Here is a 19687-nt window from a genome sequence, read left to right as displayed (position 1 = left end):
TCGTGCAACTCCGAGCACAGTCTCCAAGATTAGTTCACGCTCACCCGAGGGTCAAAAGCAGGGGTCCCGGGGGGCTCCGGCAGCCCGTGCTGGACGGCACGGCAGCCCGTGGTGCACGGCCCGCCACTCCCCCACCAACGGACGAGGGCCGCCCCACCGAAGTGGAGCGGCCCTCACAACCTCACCGGATCGCGACCTCACCGGGTCACCGGCTGACGATCAGCGAACGCCGTCGCCGAAGTCGATGTCCTCCAGCGGAACCGCGGCACCCGAACCCGACCCGAAGTCGTAGTCGTAGGGGTCGTAGTTCATGGTGAACGCGCTGGCCTTCGCCTCCGCGGTGGGCTCCACCCGAATGTTGCGGTATCGGTCGAGACCGGTACCGGCCGGGATCAGCTTGCCGAGGATGACGTTCTCCTTGAGGCCCTTCAGCGAGTCCGACTTGCCGTGGATGGCCGCGTCGGTCAGCACCTTGGTGGTCTCCTGGAACGAGGCCGCGGAGAGCCACGACTCGGTCGCCAGCGACGCCTTGGTGATACCCATCAGCACCGGACGACCCTCGGCCGCACGAGCACCGGACTCCACCGCTTCGCGGTTGGCGTTCTCGAAGCCCTGACGATCGACGAGCTCACCGGGCATCAGGCGGGTGTCGCCACCGTCGATGACGGTGATGCGGCGAAGCATCTGCCGGATGATGATCTCGATGTGCTTGTCGTGAATCGGCGCACCCTGGGTGGCGTACACCTTCTGCACCTCGTCGACCAGCAACTCCTGCACCTTGCGCAGACCGTTGATCCGCAGCACGTCCTGGGGGTCCTTGGTGCCGGCGGTGAGCTGCTGGCCAGCGGCCACGTGCACACCATCGGCGATGACGACCTGCTGGCCGTCCGCCTCGAACTCAAGACGGGCGCGCTTGGGCACCACGTACTCGATGTCCTCACCGCCGTCGTCACGCTTCAGGATGAGCTTGCGGCTGCGGTCGGCCTCCTCGATCTCGATGCGACCCGAGGCCTCGGCCAACGGGGCCTTGCCCTTGGGCTGACGAGCCTCGAACAGCTCCTGCACACGCGGCAGACCCTGCGTGATGTCGTCCCCGGCCACACCACCGGTGTGGAAGGTACGCATCGTCAGCTGGGTGCCGGGCTCGCCGATGGACTGCGCGGCGACGATACCCACGGCCTCGCCGACATCGACCAGCTTGCCGGTGGCGAGCGAGCGTCCGTAGCACTTCGCGCACGTGCCAGTGGCCGCGTCACAGGTGAGCACGGAGCGCACCTTGACCTCGGTCACACCCGCGGCAGCCAGCATGCGGATCTCGGCATCGCCGAGATCAGCCCCGCCGGTGAGCACCACCTTGCCCTGCGGGTCCGCCACGTCGACGGCCAGCGTGCGGGCGTAGGCAGCGGTCTCGACGTTGTCGGGGATGGTCACCCGTCCCGACTCGTCGACGTGCGCGATGGTCTTGTTCAGACCACGCTGCGTGCCACAGTCCTCCTCGCGGATGATCACGTCCTGCGAGACGTCGACCAGACGACGGGTCAGGTAACCCGAGTCGGCCGTGCGCAATGCGGTGTCGGCCTGGCCCTTACGGCCACCGTGAGTCGAGATGAAGTACTCGAGGACCGACAGACCTTCCTTGAAGTTGGACTTGATCGGACGCGCGATGATCTCGCCCTTGGGGTTGGCCACCAGTCCTCGCATGGCCGCGAGCTGACGCATCTGGGTCATGGAGCCTCGAGCGCCCGAGTTCACCATCATGACGATGGGGTTCGTGGCGACGAAGTTCTTCTCCATGGCCTCGGTCAGGTCGGCCGTGGCGTCGGTCCAGATCTGGATGAGCTCCTGACGACGCTCGTCCTCGGTGACAGCACCGCGGTCGTAGAGGCTGTCGATCTTCAGCGCCTTCTTCTCGAAGGTGTCGAGGATCTCGGGCTTGCTCGGCGGGATCTGCACGTCACCGATCGACACGGTCACACCCGAGCGGGTGCCCCAGCGGAAGCCGAGGTCCTTCAGGTGGTCGAGGGTCTGGGTGACGACCGACATGGGGTAGCCGTCGGCGAGCTCGTTGACGAGAGCGCCGAGCTGCTTCTTGCCCACGTGGTCCTCGACGAAGGGGAACTCCGCCGGCATGGCCTCGTTGAAGGTGATCTTGCCCAGGGTGGTGTCGAGCAGGGCGGTGCCGTCCGGACGGATCCGAGCGGTCGAGCCGGGTCCGGGCACGTATCCCTTGACCAGCACCTTGATCTTGGCGCGCATGTCGAGCTCGCCGGCATCGTGGGCCATGATCGCCTCGGCCACCGAGCTGAACGCCCGGCCCTCGCCCTTGAGCCCGTCGAGGCTCTGGGTGAGGTAGTACATGCCGATGATCATCTCGTGCGAGGGCAGCGTCACAGGACGACCGTCTGCCGGCTTGAGGATGTTGTTCGTCGACAGCATCAGGATGCGGGCCTCGGCCTGCGCCTCCGCCGACAGCGGCAGGTGCACGGCCATCTGGTCACCGTCGAAGTCAGCGTTGAAGGCAGCACACACCAGCGGGTGGAGCTGGATGGCCTTGCCCTCGATCAGCTGCGGCTCGAAGGCCTGGATGCCGAGTCGGTGAAGGGTGGGTGCACGGTTCAGCAGCACCGGGTGTTCGGTGATGACCTCCTCGAGCACGTCCCACACCACGGGGTGCTGACGCTCGACCATGCGCTTGGCCGACTTGATGTTCTGGGCGTGGTTGAGGTCGTCCAGACGCTTCATCACGAACGGCTTGAACAGCTCCAGGGCCATGGCCTTCGGCAGACCACACTGGTGCAGCTTCAACTGCGGACCGACCACGATGACCGAACGGCCCGAGTAGTCCACGCGCTTGCCCAGCAGGTTCTGACGGAAACGACCCTGCTTGCCCTTCAGCATGTCCGAGATCGACTTCAGCGGACGGTTGCCCGGTCCGGTCACGGGACGACCGCGTCGTCCGTTGTCGAACAGCGAGTCAACGGCCTCCTGCAGCATGCGCTTCTCGTTGTTCACGATGATCTCGGGGGCACCGAGGTCGAGCAGGCGCTTGAGGCGGTTGTTGCGGTTGATGACGCGGCGGTACAGGTCGTTGAGGTCGGAGGTCGCGAAACGTCCACCGTCGAGCTGCACCATCGGACGAAGGTCCGGAGGAATGACGGGGACGGCGTCGAGCACCATGCCCATCGGCGAGTTGCCGGTGTTCAGGAACGCCGAGACGACCTTCAGCCGCTTCAGGGCGCGGGTCTTGCGCTGCCCCTTGCCGGTCTTGATGGTCTCCTTCAGCGACTCGGCCTCGGCGGCCAGGTCGAAGGTGGCCAGACGATTCTTGATCGCCTCGGCACCCATCGAGCCCTCGAAGTACTTGCCGAAGCGCGCCTTCATCTCGCGGTAGAGGATCTCGTCGCCCTCGAAGTCCTGCACCTTGAGGGACTTGAAGCGGTCCCAGACGGCGTCCAGGCGATCGATCTCGCGCTGGGCGCGGTCACGGATCTGCTTGGCCTCCTTCTCGGCGCCGTCCTTGATGCGCTTCTTCTGATCGGCCTTGAGCCCGTCGGCCTCGGCCTGGCCGAGGTCCTCCTCAAGCTTCTTGAGCCTGTTGTCGACGTCGACGTTCTTGCGCTTCTCGAGCTGACCACGCTCGACGTCGACCTTGGCCTGCAGCGACGAGAGGTCGCGGTGACGGGCCTCCTCGTCGACGGCGGTGATCATGTAGGCCGCGAAGTAGATGACCTTCTCGAGGTCCTTCGGGGCGATGTCGAGCAGGTAGCCCAGTCGCGAGGGAACACCCTTGAAGTACCAGATGTGGGTGACGGGGGCGGCCAGTTCGATGTGGCCCATGCGGTCACGACGGACGTTCGACCGGGTCACCTCGACGCCACAGCGCTCGCAGATGATGCCCTTGAAGCGCACACGCTTGTACTTGCCGCAGTAGCACTCCCAGTCACGGGTGGGGCCGAAGATCTTCTCGCAGAAGAGGCCGTCACGCTCGGGCTTCAGCGTGCGGTAGTTGATGGTCTCGGGCTTCTTGACCTCTCCGTGGCTCCAGCCACGGATCTCATCGGCGGTGGCGAGGCCGATCCGGAGTTCGTCGTAGTAGTTGACGTCCAGCACGGTGGTTGTCTCCATTTCCCTGCTCTTCGCAGGTGCTGAATATGTGTCTGAGTTCTGGGGGTTGGACTGGTCCTGCCGGGCCCGCCGCGGTCGTCCTCACCAGGGGGACGACCGCGTCGGGTCGGCTGAGAACTCAGACTTCGTCGACCAGGGCGAACGAATCGGCGCCCGGACGGCGAGACAGGTCGATGCCGAAGTCCTCGGCGCCGCGGTAGTCGTCCTCGGAGTCACGCAGTTCGACGACGGTGCCATCGCTGGAGAGCACCTCGACGTTCAGGCAGAGCGACTTCATCTCCTTGACCAGCACCTTGAACGACTCGGGGATGCCCGGCTCGGGGATGTTCTCGCCCTTGACGATGGCCTCGTAGACCTTCACACGGCCGGGAACGTCGTCCGACTTGATGGTCAGCAGTTCCTGCAGTGCCCAGGCGGCGCCGTAGGCCTCGAGGGCCCACACCTCCATCTCACCGAAGCGCTGGCCACCGAACTGTGCCTTGCCGCCCAGCGGCTGCTGGGTGATCATCGAGTACGGACCGGTCGAACGGGCGTGGATCTTGTCGTCGACCAGGTGGTGCAGCTTCAGCATGTACATGTAGCCGACACCGATGCGCTGCGGGTAGGGCTCACCGGAACGTCCGTCGAACAGACGAGCCTTGCCGTCGGCGTCGACCAGGCGGTCTCCGTCGCGGGTGGGCAGGCCGTGCTCGAGCAGTCCGGCGATCTCCTCCTCGGTGGCGCCGTCGAAGACCGGGGTGGCCACGCGCGAGTCGGAGTCGGCGCGACCCATGCCGACCTCCTGCAGACGCTTGGCCCACTCGTCCTCGAGACCCGAGATGTCCCAGCCGGTCTTCGCGATCCACCCGAGGTGGTTCTCGAGCACCTGGCCCAGGTTCATACGCGAGGGAACACCGAGCGGGTTGAGCACGATGTCGACGGGGGTGCCGTCCTCCAGGAAGGGCATGTCCTCCACGGGCAGGATCTTCGAGATGACGCCCTTGTTGCCGTGGCGTCCGGCGAGCTTGTCACCGTCGGAGATCTTGCGCTTCTGGGCCACGTAGACGCGCACCATCTGGTTCACGCCGGGGGGCAACTCGTCGCCCTCCTCGCGGTCGAAGACGCGCACGCCGATGACGGTTCCGGTCTCGCCGTGGGGCACCTTCATCGAGGTGTCGCGCACCTCGCGAGCCTTCTCACCGAAGATGGCGCGCAGCAGGCGCTCCTCGGGGGTCAACTCGGTCTCGCCCTTGGGGGTGACCTTGCCGACGAGGATGTCGCCGGTGCCGACTTCGGCGCCGATGCGGATGATGCCGCGATCGTCGAGGTTGGCCAGCATGTCCTCGTTCACGTTCGGGATGTCCCGCGTGATCTCCTCGGGGCCCAGCTTGGTGTCACGAGCGTCGACCTCGTGCTCCTCGATGTGGATCGAGGTGAGCACGTCGTCCTGCACGAGACGCTGCGACAGGATGATCGCGTCCTCGTAGTTGTGACCCTCCCAGGGCATGAAGGCGACCAGCAGGTTCTTGCCCAGCGCCATCTCGCCTTGGTCGGTGCAGGGTCCGTCGGCCAGCGGCGAGCCGACCTCGACCCGGTCGCCGGGGGCGACCAGCGGACGCTGGTTGATGCAGGTGCCCGCGTTCGACCGCTTGAACTTCTGCAGCTTGTGGCTGGAGTAGGTGCCGTCGTCGTTCGCGATCTCGATCAGGTCGGCCGAGACGTTGCCCACCACACCGGCCTTGGCGGCCAGGGTGACGTCGCCGACGTCGGTGGCGGAGCGGTACTCCATACCGGTGCCGACGAAGGGCGACTCGTTGCGGATGAGCGGCACGGCCTGGCGCTGCATGTTGGCACCCATCAGGGCGCGCGAGGCGTCGTCGTGCTCGAGGAAGGGGATCAGGGCCGTGGCCACCGACACCATCTGGCGAGGGGAGACGTCCATGTAGGTGACCTCGGACGGGTCGAGGTTGTCGACGTCGCCGTGGCGCTTGCGGACGAGCACCCGCTCCTCGATGAATCGGCCGTCGGCGTCGAGCGGGGCGTTGGCCTGCGCGACGATCTGACGGTCCTCCTCGTCAGCGGTCAGATAGTCGATCGTGCCGGTGACGACACCGTCGACCACCTTGCGGTACGGGGTCTCGATGAAGCCGAACGCGTTGACACGGGCGAACGAGGCCAGCGAGCCGATCAGACCGATGTTCGGGCCCTCAGGGGTCTCGATGGGGCACATGCGTCCGTAGTGCGAGGGGTGGACGTCACGGACCTCCATGCCGGCGCGGTCACGGGACAGACCACCCGGGCCCAGGGCCGACAGACGGCGCTTGTGGGTCAGGCCCGCGAGCGGGTTGTTCTGGTCCATGAACTGCGACAGCTGCGAGGTTCCGAAGAACTCCTTGAGTGCGGCGGTCACCGGACGGATGTTGATCAGGGTCTGCGGCGTGATCGCCTCGATGTCCTGGGTCGTCATGCGGTCACGCACGACGCGCTCCATACGACCGAGACCGGTACGCAGCTGGTTCTGGATCAACTCACCCACGGTGCGCAGACGACGGTTGCCGAAGTGGTCGATGTCGTCGGCCTCGACGGGGGTGCCGTTGGCCAGGGTCTCGCGGCCCTCGTGCAGCGCACAGACGAAGTGGATCGCCTGGACGATGTCGTCGACGGTCAGCACCTGCTTGTCGAAGGGCAGGTCGAGGCCCAGCTTCTTGTTGATCTTGTATCGACCAACCTTGGCCAGGTCGTAGCGCTTGGGGTTGAAGTAGTAGTTGTTCAGCAGCGTCTCGGCCGCGTCACGTGCCGGCGGCTCGCCGGGGCGCAGCTTGCGGTAGATGTCGAGCAGCGCCTCGTCCTGGGTGTGGACGTGGTCCTTCTCGAGCGTCTGGCGGATCGACTCGTATCCGGCGAACTCCTCGAGGATGCGCTCCTCGCTCCAGCCCAGGGCCTTGAGCAGCACCGTGACGTTCTGCTTGCGCTTGCGGTCGAGGCGGACGCCGACCAGGTCGCGCTTGTCGATCTCGAACTCGAGCCAGGCACCACGCGAGGGGATGATCTTGGTCGAGAAGATGTCCTTGTCGGACGTCTTGTCGGGGGTCTGCTCGAAGTAGACGCCCGGGGAACGCACCAGCTGCGAGACGACCACGCGCTCGGTGCCGTTGATGACGAAGGTGCCCTTGTCGGTCATCAGCGGGAAGTCGCCGATGAAGACTGTCTGGGACTTGATCTCGCCGGTGTCGTTGTTCATGAACTCAGCGGTCACGAACAGCGGCGCGGCATAGGTGATGTCGCGATCCTTGCACTCGTCGATCGAGGCCTTCGGATCTTCGAAACGGTGGTCGCGCAGTGAGAGCGACATCGTCTCGGCCATGTCTTCGATGGGAGAGATCTCTTCAAAGATCTCCTCCAGTCCGGACTTGGTGTTCACGTCGGTGCGCCCCTCAGCGAGGGCCTCCTCGACGCGCTTCTGCCAGGCCTCGTTGCCCACGAGCCAGTCGAAGGCGTCGATCTGCAGGTCAAGCAGATTCGGCACTTCCATCGGTTCGGGGATCTTCGCGAACGAGAGTCGTCCGCTGGAGGAGATGACGTTGGTGTTCTTTGCGGCGGTGCGCGAGGCGGCCAAGATGCGGTCCTTCCAAGAACTCAACACGTAGTGCTGTGCATGCAGAACTGTCCCGCGTCAAGCATCACGGGTCGTCGGCAGCGATGGGGCAAACAACCACGATACGCCGTGCGCGGCAACTTTGCAAAGCGCACAGCGGGGCTCGGGCTGTCAAACGCAACCCGGTCGGGAACCGCGACATCGGAGTCGGTGCGGATGCCCTCGATCTGAGCCCGTCACAGGCGGCTCATGGGTTCGTACCGGACGACCATCGCGTCGCAGTCCATGGTAGTCCTCGGGGGCGCGGTGGCAAGCACCCTACCCGGCTTGTCGTCACCGCCGGTCCAGCCCGCAACCCTCAACCTCGACCAGAGCGTGGCCGCTCCCCATTCCGGGCAGGCCGGGCGGGCGGGTTACCATCATGCGGCCGGGTGTGGGCACTCCCGGTGGTCGTCCACTCCCCCACCCCGACGCTGCCCCGGGAGGTGCCGTGAAGAAGCTGCTGAAGCCCCAGTTCGTGATTCCACTCGTCGTCGCCTACCTGCTGGTGGCCGTCATCATCGCCGGGCCATGGTTCGCGCTGTTCACCGGTGGCCTGCTCGCACTCGTGGCGGCACTGGCCCTGTGGCTGTCGCCGAAGCGGCTGAGGCAGCAGGCCGGAGCGGGCGTGGCGGTGCTGGGAGTGGCGTTGTGCGCCTCGGGCTACGTCGTCGGCGCCCAGCCTGCCTGGCTGCGGCCCAGTGTCGCGCTCGATGCCGTGCCGGCCGAGAACCAGTCGTCCGCACCGCAGGACTCGACCCCGGTCTCGTCCCCCAGCACCAGCTCGCTTGTCCCCTCCTCAGCCACCGTGACGACCCGGTCCTCGACCCCCGCGGGTTCCCTGACCCCGGCGGCGACCTCAGCAGCCCCGTCGAGCGCCTCCCAGGTGACCACCACCGCGCAGCCGCCAGCCACCAGCGCGACCCGGACGACTCAGTACGTGCCGCCGACGACCTCCCGGCCGCAGGCTCCGACGACGACCAGGACGACAACCGCTCCCACGGCCACCCGTTCGAGCACCATCGCCCCGCCGGTGCAGCCCACCACGGCTTCGACGAGCCCGACCAGCACCCGTCCGTCCATCGGTGGGTTGCCCACGGTGATCCCCACGGACGTGATCGTGCCCAGCGCCGTGTTGCCCAGTGCTTCGGACCAGCCCACCACCACTGGAGCAGCCCAAGGCTGACGCAGGCCGCATCAGCGGGCGAGCGCCCCAGCGAGCGAGCGTCTCAGCGGGCGAGCGTCTGGGGTCGGCGGCGACGCCACAGCCCCTTGGTGTCGACCAGCAGTCGCCCGTCGAGTCGCTCAGCTGGGATCGCCTTGAACTCCTTGTGGTCGACCAGCAACACGATCACGTCGGCGTCGCTGGCATCCTCGAGGTCGACCAGGGTGACGCCTCGACCGGCGAGACTCTCGGGCAGTTCACTCACGTTGGGCTCGACCGCCACCACATCGGCGTTGTCGAGCTCGGCCGCAAGTCGCTCGACGATGTGCAGCGAGGGAGATTCGCGGAGGTCGTCGATGTCGGGCTTGAAGGCCAGCCCGAGGCAGGCGACCGTCTTCATTGCCTTGTCTGCCAGGGACGGGTCGTCGAGGGCAGCGCGAACCTGGTCGATCACCCAGTCGGGTTTGCCGTCATTGACGTGCCTGGCCTGGTTGATCAGCTTCGCGTGGTCCGGCGAACTCGACACGATGAACCACGGGTCGACGGCGATGCAGTGCCCACCCACCCCGGGGCCGGGCTGGAGGATGTTGACCCTCGGGTGCTTGTTGGCGAGCTCGATGAGCTCCCAGACGTCGACCCCGAGTTGGTCGGAGATCAGCGACAGTTCGTTGGCGAACGCGATGTTGACATCGCGGAAGGCGTTCTCGGTGAGCTTGGCCATCTCGGCCGTGGTGGCGTCCGTCAGGTGCAGTTCGGCTTGGCAGAACGACGCGTACAGCCTGGCAGCGCGCTCGGCGGCCTCGGGGGTGATGCCGCCGATGATGCGGTCGTTGGTGACCATCTCGACCATGATCCGCCCCGGGAGTACCCGCTCGGGGGCGTGGGCGAACTGCAGGTCGGTGAGCTCCGGACGCAACTGGGCCAGCAGGTCACGGACGTGCTCGGTGGTTCCGGGCGGGGAGGTCGACTCGAGGATCACCAGCTCATGGCCCTGCAACTGCGGCGCGATGCCCTTGGTGGCGGCGTCGATGTAGCTGAGGTCGGCCTTGTGGCCCTCCGCGAACGGGGTGGGCACGGCGATGATGAAGACGTCACCCTGCGGGGTGTCCTTGCGGGCGGTCAGGTGGCCCTCCCGGACGACCTGGGCCACGACCTCGCCCAGCCCGTCCTCGATGAACGGCAGCTCCCCGGCATTGACGGCATTCACGTGCCGATCGGAGACGTCGACGCCGATCACGTTCTTGCCGGCTCGCGCCAGCACGGCGGCGGTGGGCAGGCCGATGTAGCCGAGCCCGATCACGACGATGGTGTCATCCATGGATTCTGGTTTCCTCACCATAGGGAGTGCTCGTCTCACACGCCGGGGACGAGGTCTGTTAAGTTCTCCGAGAGGGTATCACCCCATCATTGCGCCCATTTGCGCCTCGTGATCCGATTGCCACCCATCCCCTGATTGTCACCGGGAGCCGACCATTCGCATTCTGCTGTTGACGCAGCACTTTCCCCCCGAGGGCGGGGCCCACGCGGGGCGATGGTCGTGGCTGTCACGAGAACTCCTCGCCAAGGGGCACTCCCTCGACGTGGTGGTGCCGCGCTGGGGCCACCACCCCGAGCGCCAGTCCGACACGTCAGGTCTGCGCATCCGCGAGGTGCGGGCCCTGGTGCCCGGGCTCGGGCTGCACCGGAGGCTGATGAACGAGGCGGTGACCGGAGCCCAGACCCTGCTGGCCGCGCTGCGCTCGTCCCGTCCCGACGTCGTGCTGACCACGGTGCCGGCGCTGACGAGCCTGCCCGTGGGCTGGCTCGTCGCGAAGCTGCGTCGGCTGCCCTTGGTGGTCGAACTCCGCGACGCCTGGCCCCACCTGTTCGCCGACGTCGAGCACTGGAACGACGACGGCACCCACGAACTGCCTCCGCCACCGTTCAGCAACGCGCTCACGCCCACCCTGACGGGCTGGTACTGGGGCATGTTGCGCGACGCGTCGGCGATCGTCACGACCACCGAATCGCTGGCGCAGGACTTGCGCGGCCACGGCATGCGTCAGGTGAGGGTGGCCCGCAACATCGCCACGCCCGACGATCCCCTGCCACCCGTGGACGACCACGACGGGCTCAACGTGCTCTACATGGGCGTGATGGGCCGTGCGCAGCGCCTGGCTGTCGCCATCGACGCTGCGGCGTTGCTGAAGGAGTCCGACACACCCGTGCGGCTGCGGATCGTCGGCCGTGGCGCGCACAGTCACTCGCTGCACACCTATGCCGCGCGCAAGGGAGTCGACGTCGAATGGATCGACCAGGTGCCCAAGCCCGAGACGCGGGCACACCTGGAATGGGCCGACACGGTGCTGGTCTGCCTGCGCCGGTGGCACGGCATGGAACTCACCGTTCCCAGCAAGCTGTACGACATCATGGTCGTGCAGCGGCACGTGAGCGCGAGCCTCGAGGGTGAGACGGCCGAGATCGTCCGACAGTCCGGCGCAGGGGACGTCGTCCCGCCGGAGGATCCGGAGGCACTGGCCCGACTCTGGCGGGACCTCGCCGGTGACCGATCTCGCCTGCGGGTCGGATCCGCTGCCCGCGACTGGGTGCTGACCCATGGGTCGGCGCTGCTGCACGCCGCCGAGGTGGAGGCCGCCTGCGAAGTGGCGTCGGCACGCCCGGGCGTCGCGCGCGGTGAAGCGCTGGGTCGTGCATGACCGCCTCCCGCAGGCCGGGGCGACTCGGCTCGATGGTCCGTGACCTATGGCTGGCGGGTTCGACCGGGGCCGCACTGCTCCACGACGACGCCGCCCATGCGGTCGTCCAAGTTGCCCGCCGGGTGGGCGTCACCCACCTCCCCCACCACGGAAATGCCGCCTGGCAGGCACTGATGGCCCACATCTCTGACCGTCCGGATGCCGTCAGGACCCAACTCGAGGCCTGGTGGGGTCCATCCCCGATGCCGGGCACGCGGGCGAGGCGGGCGTGGGATGCCTTGGCGGTGTCGGTCGCGGTGAACCGCGGGTTGGCCGAACTCGTCCCCGCCGACCTGCTGACCAACCGTGACCGGGCCCGATTGCGCCTGCAGGCAGGTGACTTCCGCGGCGCCCTCGCCGAGCTCGACCCCGCCAGCCCCCTGGCTCAGCGCATCCGCAGCGAGCGGGATGCCATGACCCCCGGCGTGCGACTCCCCGAGCGCCCCCCGCTCCACGTGCGCGCCGCCGGCCGACGTGTGCTGTTCGTGCTCACCAACTCATTGCCGCACACCCAGTCGGGCTACACCCGCAGGAGCCAAGCCGTGATGCAGGCAGTGCAACAAGCGGGGTGGGAGGTGCAGGCGGCGACCCGGCTGGGCTACCCCACCACCATCGGTCGCCTGGGGGGCCCACACCTCGAACAGGTCGGCACGGTTCCTGTGCACCGGCTATTGCCCTGGCATCAGCCAGCCAGCCTGATGCAGCGACTGACCCTGCAGGCCGACCTGCTCACCGACCTCGTCGGGGAGTTCCGCCCCCGGGTGCTGCACACGACCACCGACCACACCAACGGTGTGGCCGTTCGCGAGGTCGCCGAACGCACCGGACTGCCGTGGGTCTACGAGATGCGCGGGCAACTTGAGTACACCTGGCTGGCGAGCCGCCCCGACTGGGCCCGGCACGAAGCCGAAACCAGCGAACGCCTGCGCCTGCAGCGGGACCGTGAGACCGAACTGGCGATGTCGGCCGACGCAGTGGTGGTGCTGTCCGAGGTGCAGCGTGCCGACCTGCTCAAGCGAGGCGTCCCCGAGGACCACATCACGGTGGTGCCGAATGCAGTGGACGAATCCCTCTTCAACCGCGACGCGACACCCAGCCAGGCGCGTGCCCAGCTCGGACTGCCGCGGGAGGGTGAGTGGGTGGGATCGGTCAGCTCGGTGGTCGGCTACGAGGGGTTCGACGTACTGCTACGAGCCGTGCACCTGCTGCGCGCCGGCGGCAGGGACGTGAGGTGTGCCATCGTCGGTCACGGAGTGGCGCTGCCCTCGCTGCAATCCCTGGCCCACAACCTGGGTTTGGACAGGGTCTGCCAGTTCCCTGGGCGTCAGGACCGCGCTCGTGCCCTGACCTGGGTCGAGGCTCTTGACGTCGTGGCCGTGCCCAGACTCGACACCCCGGTGTGTCGCATGGTGACCCCGCTGAAGCCTGTGGAGGCGTGGGCCCTGGCTCGCCCCGTGGTCGCGAGCGACCTTCCGGCGTTGGCGGAGGTGGTGTCACCGGCGGGCGGATCCCTGGCTCGTGCGGGCGACCCGCTGAGTCTGGCGGAGCACCTCTCAGCGGTGCTGGACGACCCCGACGCGCTCCAACGAGCAGGACTGCTGGGACGTTCATGGGCAGCCGAGCGGACGTGGCGGCGGGCCGCCTCCCATTACGATCGGGTGTACGCCACGTTGGGAGCTGACTGATGGAACCGTCTCGGAGGGCCGCATTCGCGCTGCCCAGGCTGAGCCGCGAGACTCCCCGGCGTGGCCTCGACTACGCCGAACTGAGAAGGGTGGGTGGCCGGCCACCCCTGCGCGACTACATGCGGCAGTTGTGGGATCGCCGCCATTTCATCTGGGCGCAGTCCAGGGCCCAAGCCCTCTCGGGCAACCGGGGCATGGTGCTGGGCAATCTCTGGCTCGTGCTGAACCCGCTGTTCGACGCGGGCATCTACATCCTCATCTTCGGGGTGCTGTTCCAGTCACGCATCGCCAACTTCCCGTCGTACGTGGTGATCGGCGTGCTGATGTTCAGCTTCACCACGCGCGCCCTGACCAGCGGAGTCAACAGCGTCCACAACAGCACCGGCCTGATCCGGGCCTTCTCGTTCCCTCGGGCATCGCTCCCGCTTGCCTCCACCCTGCGTGAGGCCCTGCAGACGCTGCCGGTCGTGGTGGTGATGTTCATCGTCGTTCACGTGCTTTCGCAGCACTGGCCCCATTCCACGGCAATCATGGTGCCGTTCCTGTTCGCCCTGCAGTCATTGTTCAACGTGGGCGCCGCCCTCATCACGGCGCGCATCGGGGCTGCCTTTCCCGATGCGCGGCACTTGTTGGGATATCTCATTCGAATTCTGATGTACGGATCAGCAGTCATGTGGTCCGTCGACCGGTTCGCAGCCATTCCCCACGCCCAGGCAGTGGTGCAACACCAGCCTTTGTTCCTGTTGATCAACATGTACCGCGAACTGCTCATGCGCGGCTACATGCCACGACCCGGGGAATGGATCCAACTCACCATGTGGGCGGTGGGTGTCAGCACGTTCGGGCTCGTCTGGTTCTGGCGTGGGGAGGTCTCCTATGGTCGAGTCCGCTGAGGAAGCCCAGGTCTCCGTGGTCATCACGGATGTCTCGGTCACCTACGACAGCGAGATCGAGCCACCGCCCGACGGCAACGCCCTTCACCGACTGGCGCACAGCGTCGTCAGCCGGGTCTCGCGCACCAAGGTGCACGCCCTGCGTGACGTGTCGCTGACGGTGCGGGAGGGCGAGCACGTCGGGATCGTGGGATCCAACGGATCGGGAAAGAGCACCCTGCTGCGGGTCATTGCCGGCGTGCAGCCACCCGATCACGGCCAGGTGCTCGCCACGGCGACTCCCATGCTGCTGGGCGTGAACGCCGCGCTGCTCCCCCACATGAGCGGCCGCAAGAACGTGCGACTCGGCTTGTTGGCGCTGGGCTTCTCCCCGGTGGAAGTTGCCCAGATCACCCCGCGCGTCCTGGAACTGGCCGGTATCGGGGACGCCATCAATCGTCCCATGTCGACCTACTCCTCGGGAATGGGTGCCCGGCTGCGCTTCGCCATCGCCGCAGCTTCGAATCCGGAGATCCTGCTGATCGACGAGGCCCTCGGCACGGGAGACGCTTCCTTCGCGGAGCGCTCGGCCCGCACCATCAAGCGCTTGCGTGAACAGGCGGGCACGATCTTCCTCGTCTCGCACGCCGCTCAGACGATCGAAAGGCTGTGCACCCGCGCAGTGTGGTTGCATGAGGGTGAACTGGTGACCGACGGTGACGCCGTCATCGTGGCCCGCACGTACCGGCAGTGGGCCTGGCAGGTGGCGCAGGAGAATTTCGCCGAGGCCGACAAGGTGATGCGCGACACCCTTGCGGGCGACCTGTGGGCCGAGAGGGAACGCGAGCAACTGGCGGCCAAACCTCGGGAGGAACCCGAGGGTTGGGTCGTTGATGAAGAGATCTGACCCCCGATGAGGACGAGACGTGCACGCTGACGAGACGCGCGACCCACGACAGATCGACGACCTGCGCCGTGAGGACGCCTTGACCCACTTCGACGAATTCTGGACGAAGTACCTCGGCATGGCGGCACGCTCCACCTCACCCAAGGGCTCCGCGAAGGGCAAGGACGCCGAGACGAACAAGCGGGAGGCGGAGCGTGCCCGCGCTGCCCTTGCTGCGCAGAAGTCCCAGTTGGCCCAGGCCAACGCGGCCCTGGCCGCCTACCGGGTGGAGAACAAGCGCCTCAAGGACGACCTGAAGCGACTCCGCGGGTCTCGCACCTGGCTCGTGGGCAGGTGGGCGCTGCATCCGTTGGCCATGGTCAAGCAGCGGGCATCGGCAACCCGTCGTGCCGTCGGCCGCCCTTCCACCGTGGCCACCGCTGCGCAGCTCGCGAGCACTGCGTCCACTCCCCCGCCCGCCGCTCCTTCCCAGAGCGCCCCCGCCATTTCGAACGGGCCACCCGCGCACCGGTCGGCGACCGCGGCCGCTCCGGGCAGTTCCTCGCCCCGCCCAACGGCGACGTCCACGGGCACGTCGAATGCGCGGGAACTGCAGCTGCTGGTGACAGCCCTCGATGCGGATCCGGCCCCTGCGAACCTGCTGGACGTGCTCCAGTACGGGTGGAACGTCGGCGGACATGTCTCCGAAGTCTGCGCCGCCCTGCGGCGGCACTCCGAGCTCGTGGGTGCGATGGGCGACTGGGGCCAGGCCCTCGCCGCCCGAGCGTTGGGGGACGAACGCATCATCACGGGAGCCGTGGTGGTGCCGCCGCGCAGCCCCGGTGCTGCGTACCACCCGGAGCGGGGGCGCATCATGTACTGCGCACACTCCACCCCGGCCTTCCACACGAACGGATACTCCACGCGCACGGGCGGGATCGTCTCGGCCCTACGGTCCGGCGGCAACGATGTCACGGTGGTCGCACGCGCCGGTTACCCCTGGGACACCAAGACCGAGGCCAAGCACCCCAGGCGCAAGCGGTGGTCGCGCACCATCAACGACGTGGAGTACGTGCACCTGCCCGGCCCCGACCTCACGCGCACCCCTCTCGACCACTACCTGTTGCAGGCGGCAGACGCCTACGTGAGGGAGGCGCGACTGCAGCGCCCGAGCCTGATCCACGCCGCCTCGAACCATCGCACTGCCCTGCCCGCTTTGATCGCCGCGCGACGCCTCGGGCTGCCGTTCGTCTACGAGGTTCGCGGTCTCTGGGAGATCACCGAGGCCTCCGACCGCCCCGGCTTCGAGGGCACAGAACGCTACGAGATGCAGGTCTCGCTCGAGAACCTGGTGCTCACCGAAGCAGATGCAGTGCTGGCCATCACCGAGGAATTGAGGGACGAACTTGTCGTTCGGGGTGTCGACCCCGCGCGCATCCGTCTCGCACCCAACGCGGTGCATCCCCACGAGTTCCTCCCCCTGCCCAAGGACGAGGCCTACGCAGCCCGCCACGGAATCCCACTGGAGCACCCTGTCATCGGGTTCGCAGGCAGCCTGGTCACCTACGAAGGACTGGCAACCCTGCTCGACGCGGCTGCCCTGCTGCGGGACCGGGGCCGCGAGTTCACCATCGCGATCGCTGGCAGCGGGAAGGCCGAAGCCGACCTCGCCAAGCAGGTCACCAGGTTGGGACTGAGCGACCGGGTGCGACTGCTCGGACGGCTGCCCAACGCGGAAATGCCCCGGCTGCTCAGTCTGTTCGACATCATGCCGCTCCCCCGCCTCAGTCTTCCCGTCACCGAGATGGTGTCACCACTGAAGCCGCTGGAGGCCCTGAGCAGCGCCAAGGCAGTGGTGCTCTCCGACGTGAAACCGCACCGCATCTACGCCGGGGCGGACGATCCCACGGCGCCGCCCCGCGGGTTGCTCGTCCCCGCTGGCGACCCCGTGGGCCTGGCCGACGCGCTGGCAGACCTGATCGACGATCCTGACCGCCGGGCCGATCTCGGCCGGGCCGGGAGGCAGTGGTGCCTGCGAGAGCGCACGTGGGACGTCGTCGCCGCCCAGGTGCGACAGGCCCACACCGACGCCGGGCTGGAGCAGCAGCGCCTCGCCGATGCCACCCCGGCGCGCAGTCTGTCCGACCTGCGGGTCGGACTCATCGCCGACGAGTTCACGAGCCAGACGTTGGCGGCCTCCATGCAGACCCAACCCTTGGACAGGCACCGCTGGGCCGACCAACTGGCAGGACTCGACCTCGTCTTCATCGAGTCGGCCTGGAAGGGCAACCACGGTCAGTGGTTCAGGGGCGTCGGACGGTACGAGGACGACGAACACGCAGACATCGCCGCGCTGCTCTCATCCGCGCGCGAACGCGGAATCCCGACAGTCTTCTGGAACAAGGAGGACCCAGTCCACTTCGCGCGTTTCGTCGACACCGCTGCCCTCTGCGATCACGTGTTCACCACCGACGCCGACATGATCGGCCCGTACCTGCGGGCTGGGCTCGGGACGGTGAGAACAGCCTCGGCACTTCCCTTCTACGCCCAGCCGAGGATTCACAATCCCCTGGCGAGGTCGCGCACCTTCGAGCCGACGGTTGCCTACGCCGGAACGTTCTACGGTGACCGCTACAAGAAGCGCTCGGCGGAACTCGCCTCGCTGCTCACGACAGCCGAGCCGTTCGGCCTGACGATCTACGACCGGCAGGCAGACGATCCCGATTCTCCCTACCGATTCCCCGCCTCGCTGCAGCCCTTCGTCCGCGGCAGCCTGCCCTACGACGAGGTGATCGATGCCTACTCCACCCACCTCGCGAACCTGAACGTCAACAGCGTCTCTGACTCGCCCTCCATGTTCTCCCGACGCGTGGTCGAGATCGCCGCGTGCGGTGGGGTGGTTCTCTCCGGTCCCGGTCGCGGTATCGAGGAGACCTTCGGCTCAGCCATCCCCGTCAGTGCCGATCCGCTGATGTGGCGCGCCTGGCTCGGCCGTTGGTCCCGCAACCCCCAGGCCAGGCTCGCGGAGGCATGGCTGCAAGTTCGGTCGGTGCTGCGGGCGCACACCGTCGCCAGCGCACTCACCATCCTGACCCGTACAGCCGGGCTGTCGGTGGAGGGAGTGACCTTGGCGACCTACGCCTTGGACATTCGCCATTCGGATCCCGCCCTCGCGCTCCGAGCAGTGGCGCAGCAGTCGGTTCTGCCTCGTCAGGTCATGGGCGAGGTCGATCAGGAAACCCACGCCCTGCTGGCCGAGCTGGGCATCGAGGTGGTGCCGCGCGGTGAGGCCACGGCCGACTACGTCGGAATCCTGGACGAATCGACCCTCGCCGCACTCACGCGTACGTGGTTCGAGGACCTGCTGCTGAGCAATGCCTACGGGCCATGGGAACGGATCGAGCCCGCAGCGGACGAGGGCCTGTCGCTCTCGTCCCCGTTGGCGACGCCGACAGACGCACCGAGCAGTTCGGCAGGCCTGGTCGCCCGCGTCCTGGTGGACGAGATGGGCCTGGACGAGGCCCTGCATCGCAACGGGGTGACCGGGGTGAGGCTGACCACGATGAGTGCACCCCCGCACGACTCGAACCACGGGATCGTCGACATGACTGACAAGACCGCAGGTCAGTCCCTCGAAGGCCGCACGGTGCTGGTCGCCGGCCATGACCTGAAGTTCGCGACGGCCCTGATCACGTCGCTGGAAAAGGCGGGAGCCACCGTGCTCACCGACGTCTGGCAGTCCCACACCAAACACGACGAAGCCACCTCACTGCAGTTGCTGGCGCAGGCCGATGTGGTGCTCTGCGAGTGGGGGCTGGGCAACGCGGTGTGGTACTCCAAGCACGTCTCAGCGCAGCAGCGCCTGGTCGTGCGGGTGCACTCCCAGGAACTTCGACGCCCGTACCTGTCGCAGATCAGACATGCTGCCGTCGATCGCTACGTGTTCGTCGGCGAACTCATCCGGCAGGCGGCCATTCGCAGTCACGGGGTGCCCGCCCACAAGGCGGTGGTGATCCCCAACCCTGTCGATGTCGATGCACTCGACCTGCCCAAGCTGCCCGGAGCGGAACACACCATCGGCTTCGTCGGTATCGTGCCCCAGACGAAGCGACTCGACCGAGCCATCGAGGTGGTCGAGCGACTGCGTGACCGCGGCCACGACCACCGGCTGCGGATCAAGGGGAAGCGACTGGAGGACTACCCCTGGATGGCACAGCGGCCCGACGAGATGAAGTGGTACGCCGCCCAGCAGGAACGGATCGACCGCCTGAACGAGGCCGCCCCGGGAACCGTCGTCTTCGACGGCCACGGCGACGACATGCCGCAGTGGTACCGCTCCATAGGTGTGGTCCTCTCGACCAGCGATTTCGAGTCCTTCCACCTCACGATCGCCGACGGGGCCGCCTCGGGCGCCCTGCCGGTGACGGTGGCCTGGTCGGGCGCCGACCTGATCTATCCCGCTGCGTGGATCGAGCCCACGGTCGACGAGCTGGTGGACCACATCATCGCCGGCGACCATGACGTCGAGGCGGGCAAGGCATTCGTCCGCGCCCACTTCGCCCAGTCGAACGTCCTCGCCGCCTTGCGCGGCGTGCTGGCCGGATGA

9 protein-coding genes are annotated in these 19687 nt (G+C 67.3%); 6 read left to right on the top strand and 3 right to left on the bottom strand.

The features are described 5' to 3' along the window. Nucleotides 1-219: 219 nt before the first annotated feature. A complete protein-coding gene (locus H507_RS0110235) occupies nt 220-4110 on the bottom strand; it encodes a DNA-directed RNA polymerase subunit beta' (RefSeq protein WP_026378080.1) in 3891 nt (1296 codons plus the stop codon). A 133-nt stretch (nt 4111-4243) separates the two neighbouring features. After that, nucleotides 4244-7720: a DNA-directed RNA polymerase subunit beta gene (rpoB, locus tag H507_RS0110230; protein ID WP_022910620.1), complete on the bottom strand. Its 3477-nt coding sequence runs from the start codon at nt 7718-7720 to the stop codon at nt 4244-4246. 469 nt (nt 7721-8189) lie between these two features. Here rpoB and H507_RS0110225 point away from each other — a divergent pair, with 469 nt between their 5' ends. Continuing rightward, complete coding sequence (locus tag H507_RS0110225) at nt 8190-8924, top strand: hypothetical protein (protein ID WP_022910619.1); 735 nt, start codon at nt 8190-8192, stop codon at nt 8922-8924. 43 nt (nt 8925-8967) lie between these two features. On the opposite strand, the gene wecC is transcribed toward H507_RS0110225, so the two are convergent. Then, nucleotides 8968-10221, bottom strand: a complete 1254-nt coding sequence (gene wecC / locus H507_RS0110220) for a UDP-N-acetyl-D-mannosamine dehydrogenase (RefSeq protein WP_022910618.1) — start codon at nt 10219-10221, stop codon at nt 8968-8970. 169 nt (nt 10222-10390) lie between these two features. Here wecC and H507_RS16100 point away from each other — a divergent pair, with 169 nt between their 5' ends. From H507_RS16100 to H507_RS0110195, 5 genes are read left to right on the top strand one after another with little or no spacing between them, the layout of a single operon-like run. Then, a complete protein-coding gene (locus H507_RS16100; protein ID WP_022910617.1) occupies nt 10391-11599 on the top strand; it encodes a glycosyltransferase family 4 protein in 1209 nt (402 codons plus the stop codon). Next, entirely contained in the window at nt 11596-13323 is a 1728-nt protein-coding gene (locus H507_RS16095) for a glycosyltransferase family 4 protein (RefSeq protein ID WP_051139776.1), read from the top strand. The genes H507_RS16100 and H507_RS16095 overlap by 4 nt, the downstream gene beginning before the upstream one ends. Further along, nucleotides 13323-14216, top strand: coding sequence for an ABC transporter permease (locus H507_RS16090; RefSeq protein WP_022910615.1), 894 nt, complete (start codon nt 13323-13325; stop codon nt 14214-14216). The genes H507_RS16095 and H507_RS16090 overlap by 1 nt, the downstream gene beginning before the upstream one ends. Beyond that, nucleotides 14200-15102, top strand: a complete 903-nt coding sequence (locus H507_RS16085) for an ABC transporter ATP-binding protein (protein WP_022910614.1) — start codon at nt 14200-14202, stop codon at nt 15100-15102. Before H507_RS16090 ends, H507_RS16085 begins: the two co-directional genes overlap by 17 nt. 19 nt (nt 15103-15121) lie before the next feature. After that, nucleotides 15122-19687: a glycosyltransferase gene (locus H507_RS0110195; protein ID WP_022910613.1), complete on the top strand. Its 4566-nt coding sequence runs from the start codon at nt 15122-15124 to the stop codon at nt 19685-19687.

The organism is Aestuariimicrobium kwangyangense DSM 21549 (genome assembly GCF_000421525.1).
Taxonomy (GTDB): Bacteria; Actinomycetota; Actinomycetes; order Propionibacteriales; family Propionibacteriaceae; genus Aestuariimicrobium; species Aestuariimicrobium kwangyangense.
Note: the sequence above shows the minus strand (reverse complement) of the source record. Positions and strands in the feature narration are given on the sequence as shown.

Bases quoted from the DNA above. Each gene is read 5' to 3' on its own strand.
- wecC (WP_022910618.1), bottom strand. From the start codon at position 10,221: ATGGATGACACCATCGTCGTGATCGGGCTCGGCTACATCGGCCTGCCC.
- H507_RS16095 (WP_051139776.1), top strand. From the start codon at position 11,596: ATGACCGCCTCCCGCAGGCCGGGGCGACTCGGCTCGATGGTCCGTGAC.
- H507_RS16090 (WP_022910615.1), top strand. From the start codon at position 13,323: ATGGAACCGTCTCGGAGGGCCGCATTCGCGCTGCCCAGGCTGAGCCGC.
- H507_RS16085 (WP_022910614.1), top strand. From the start codon at position 14,200: ATGGTCGAGTCCGCTGAGGAAGCCCAGGTCTCCGTGGTCATCACGGAT.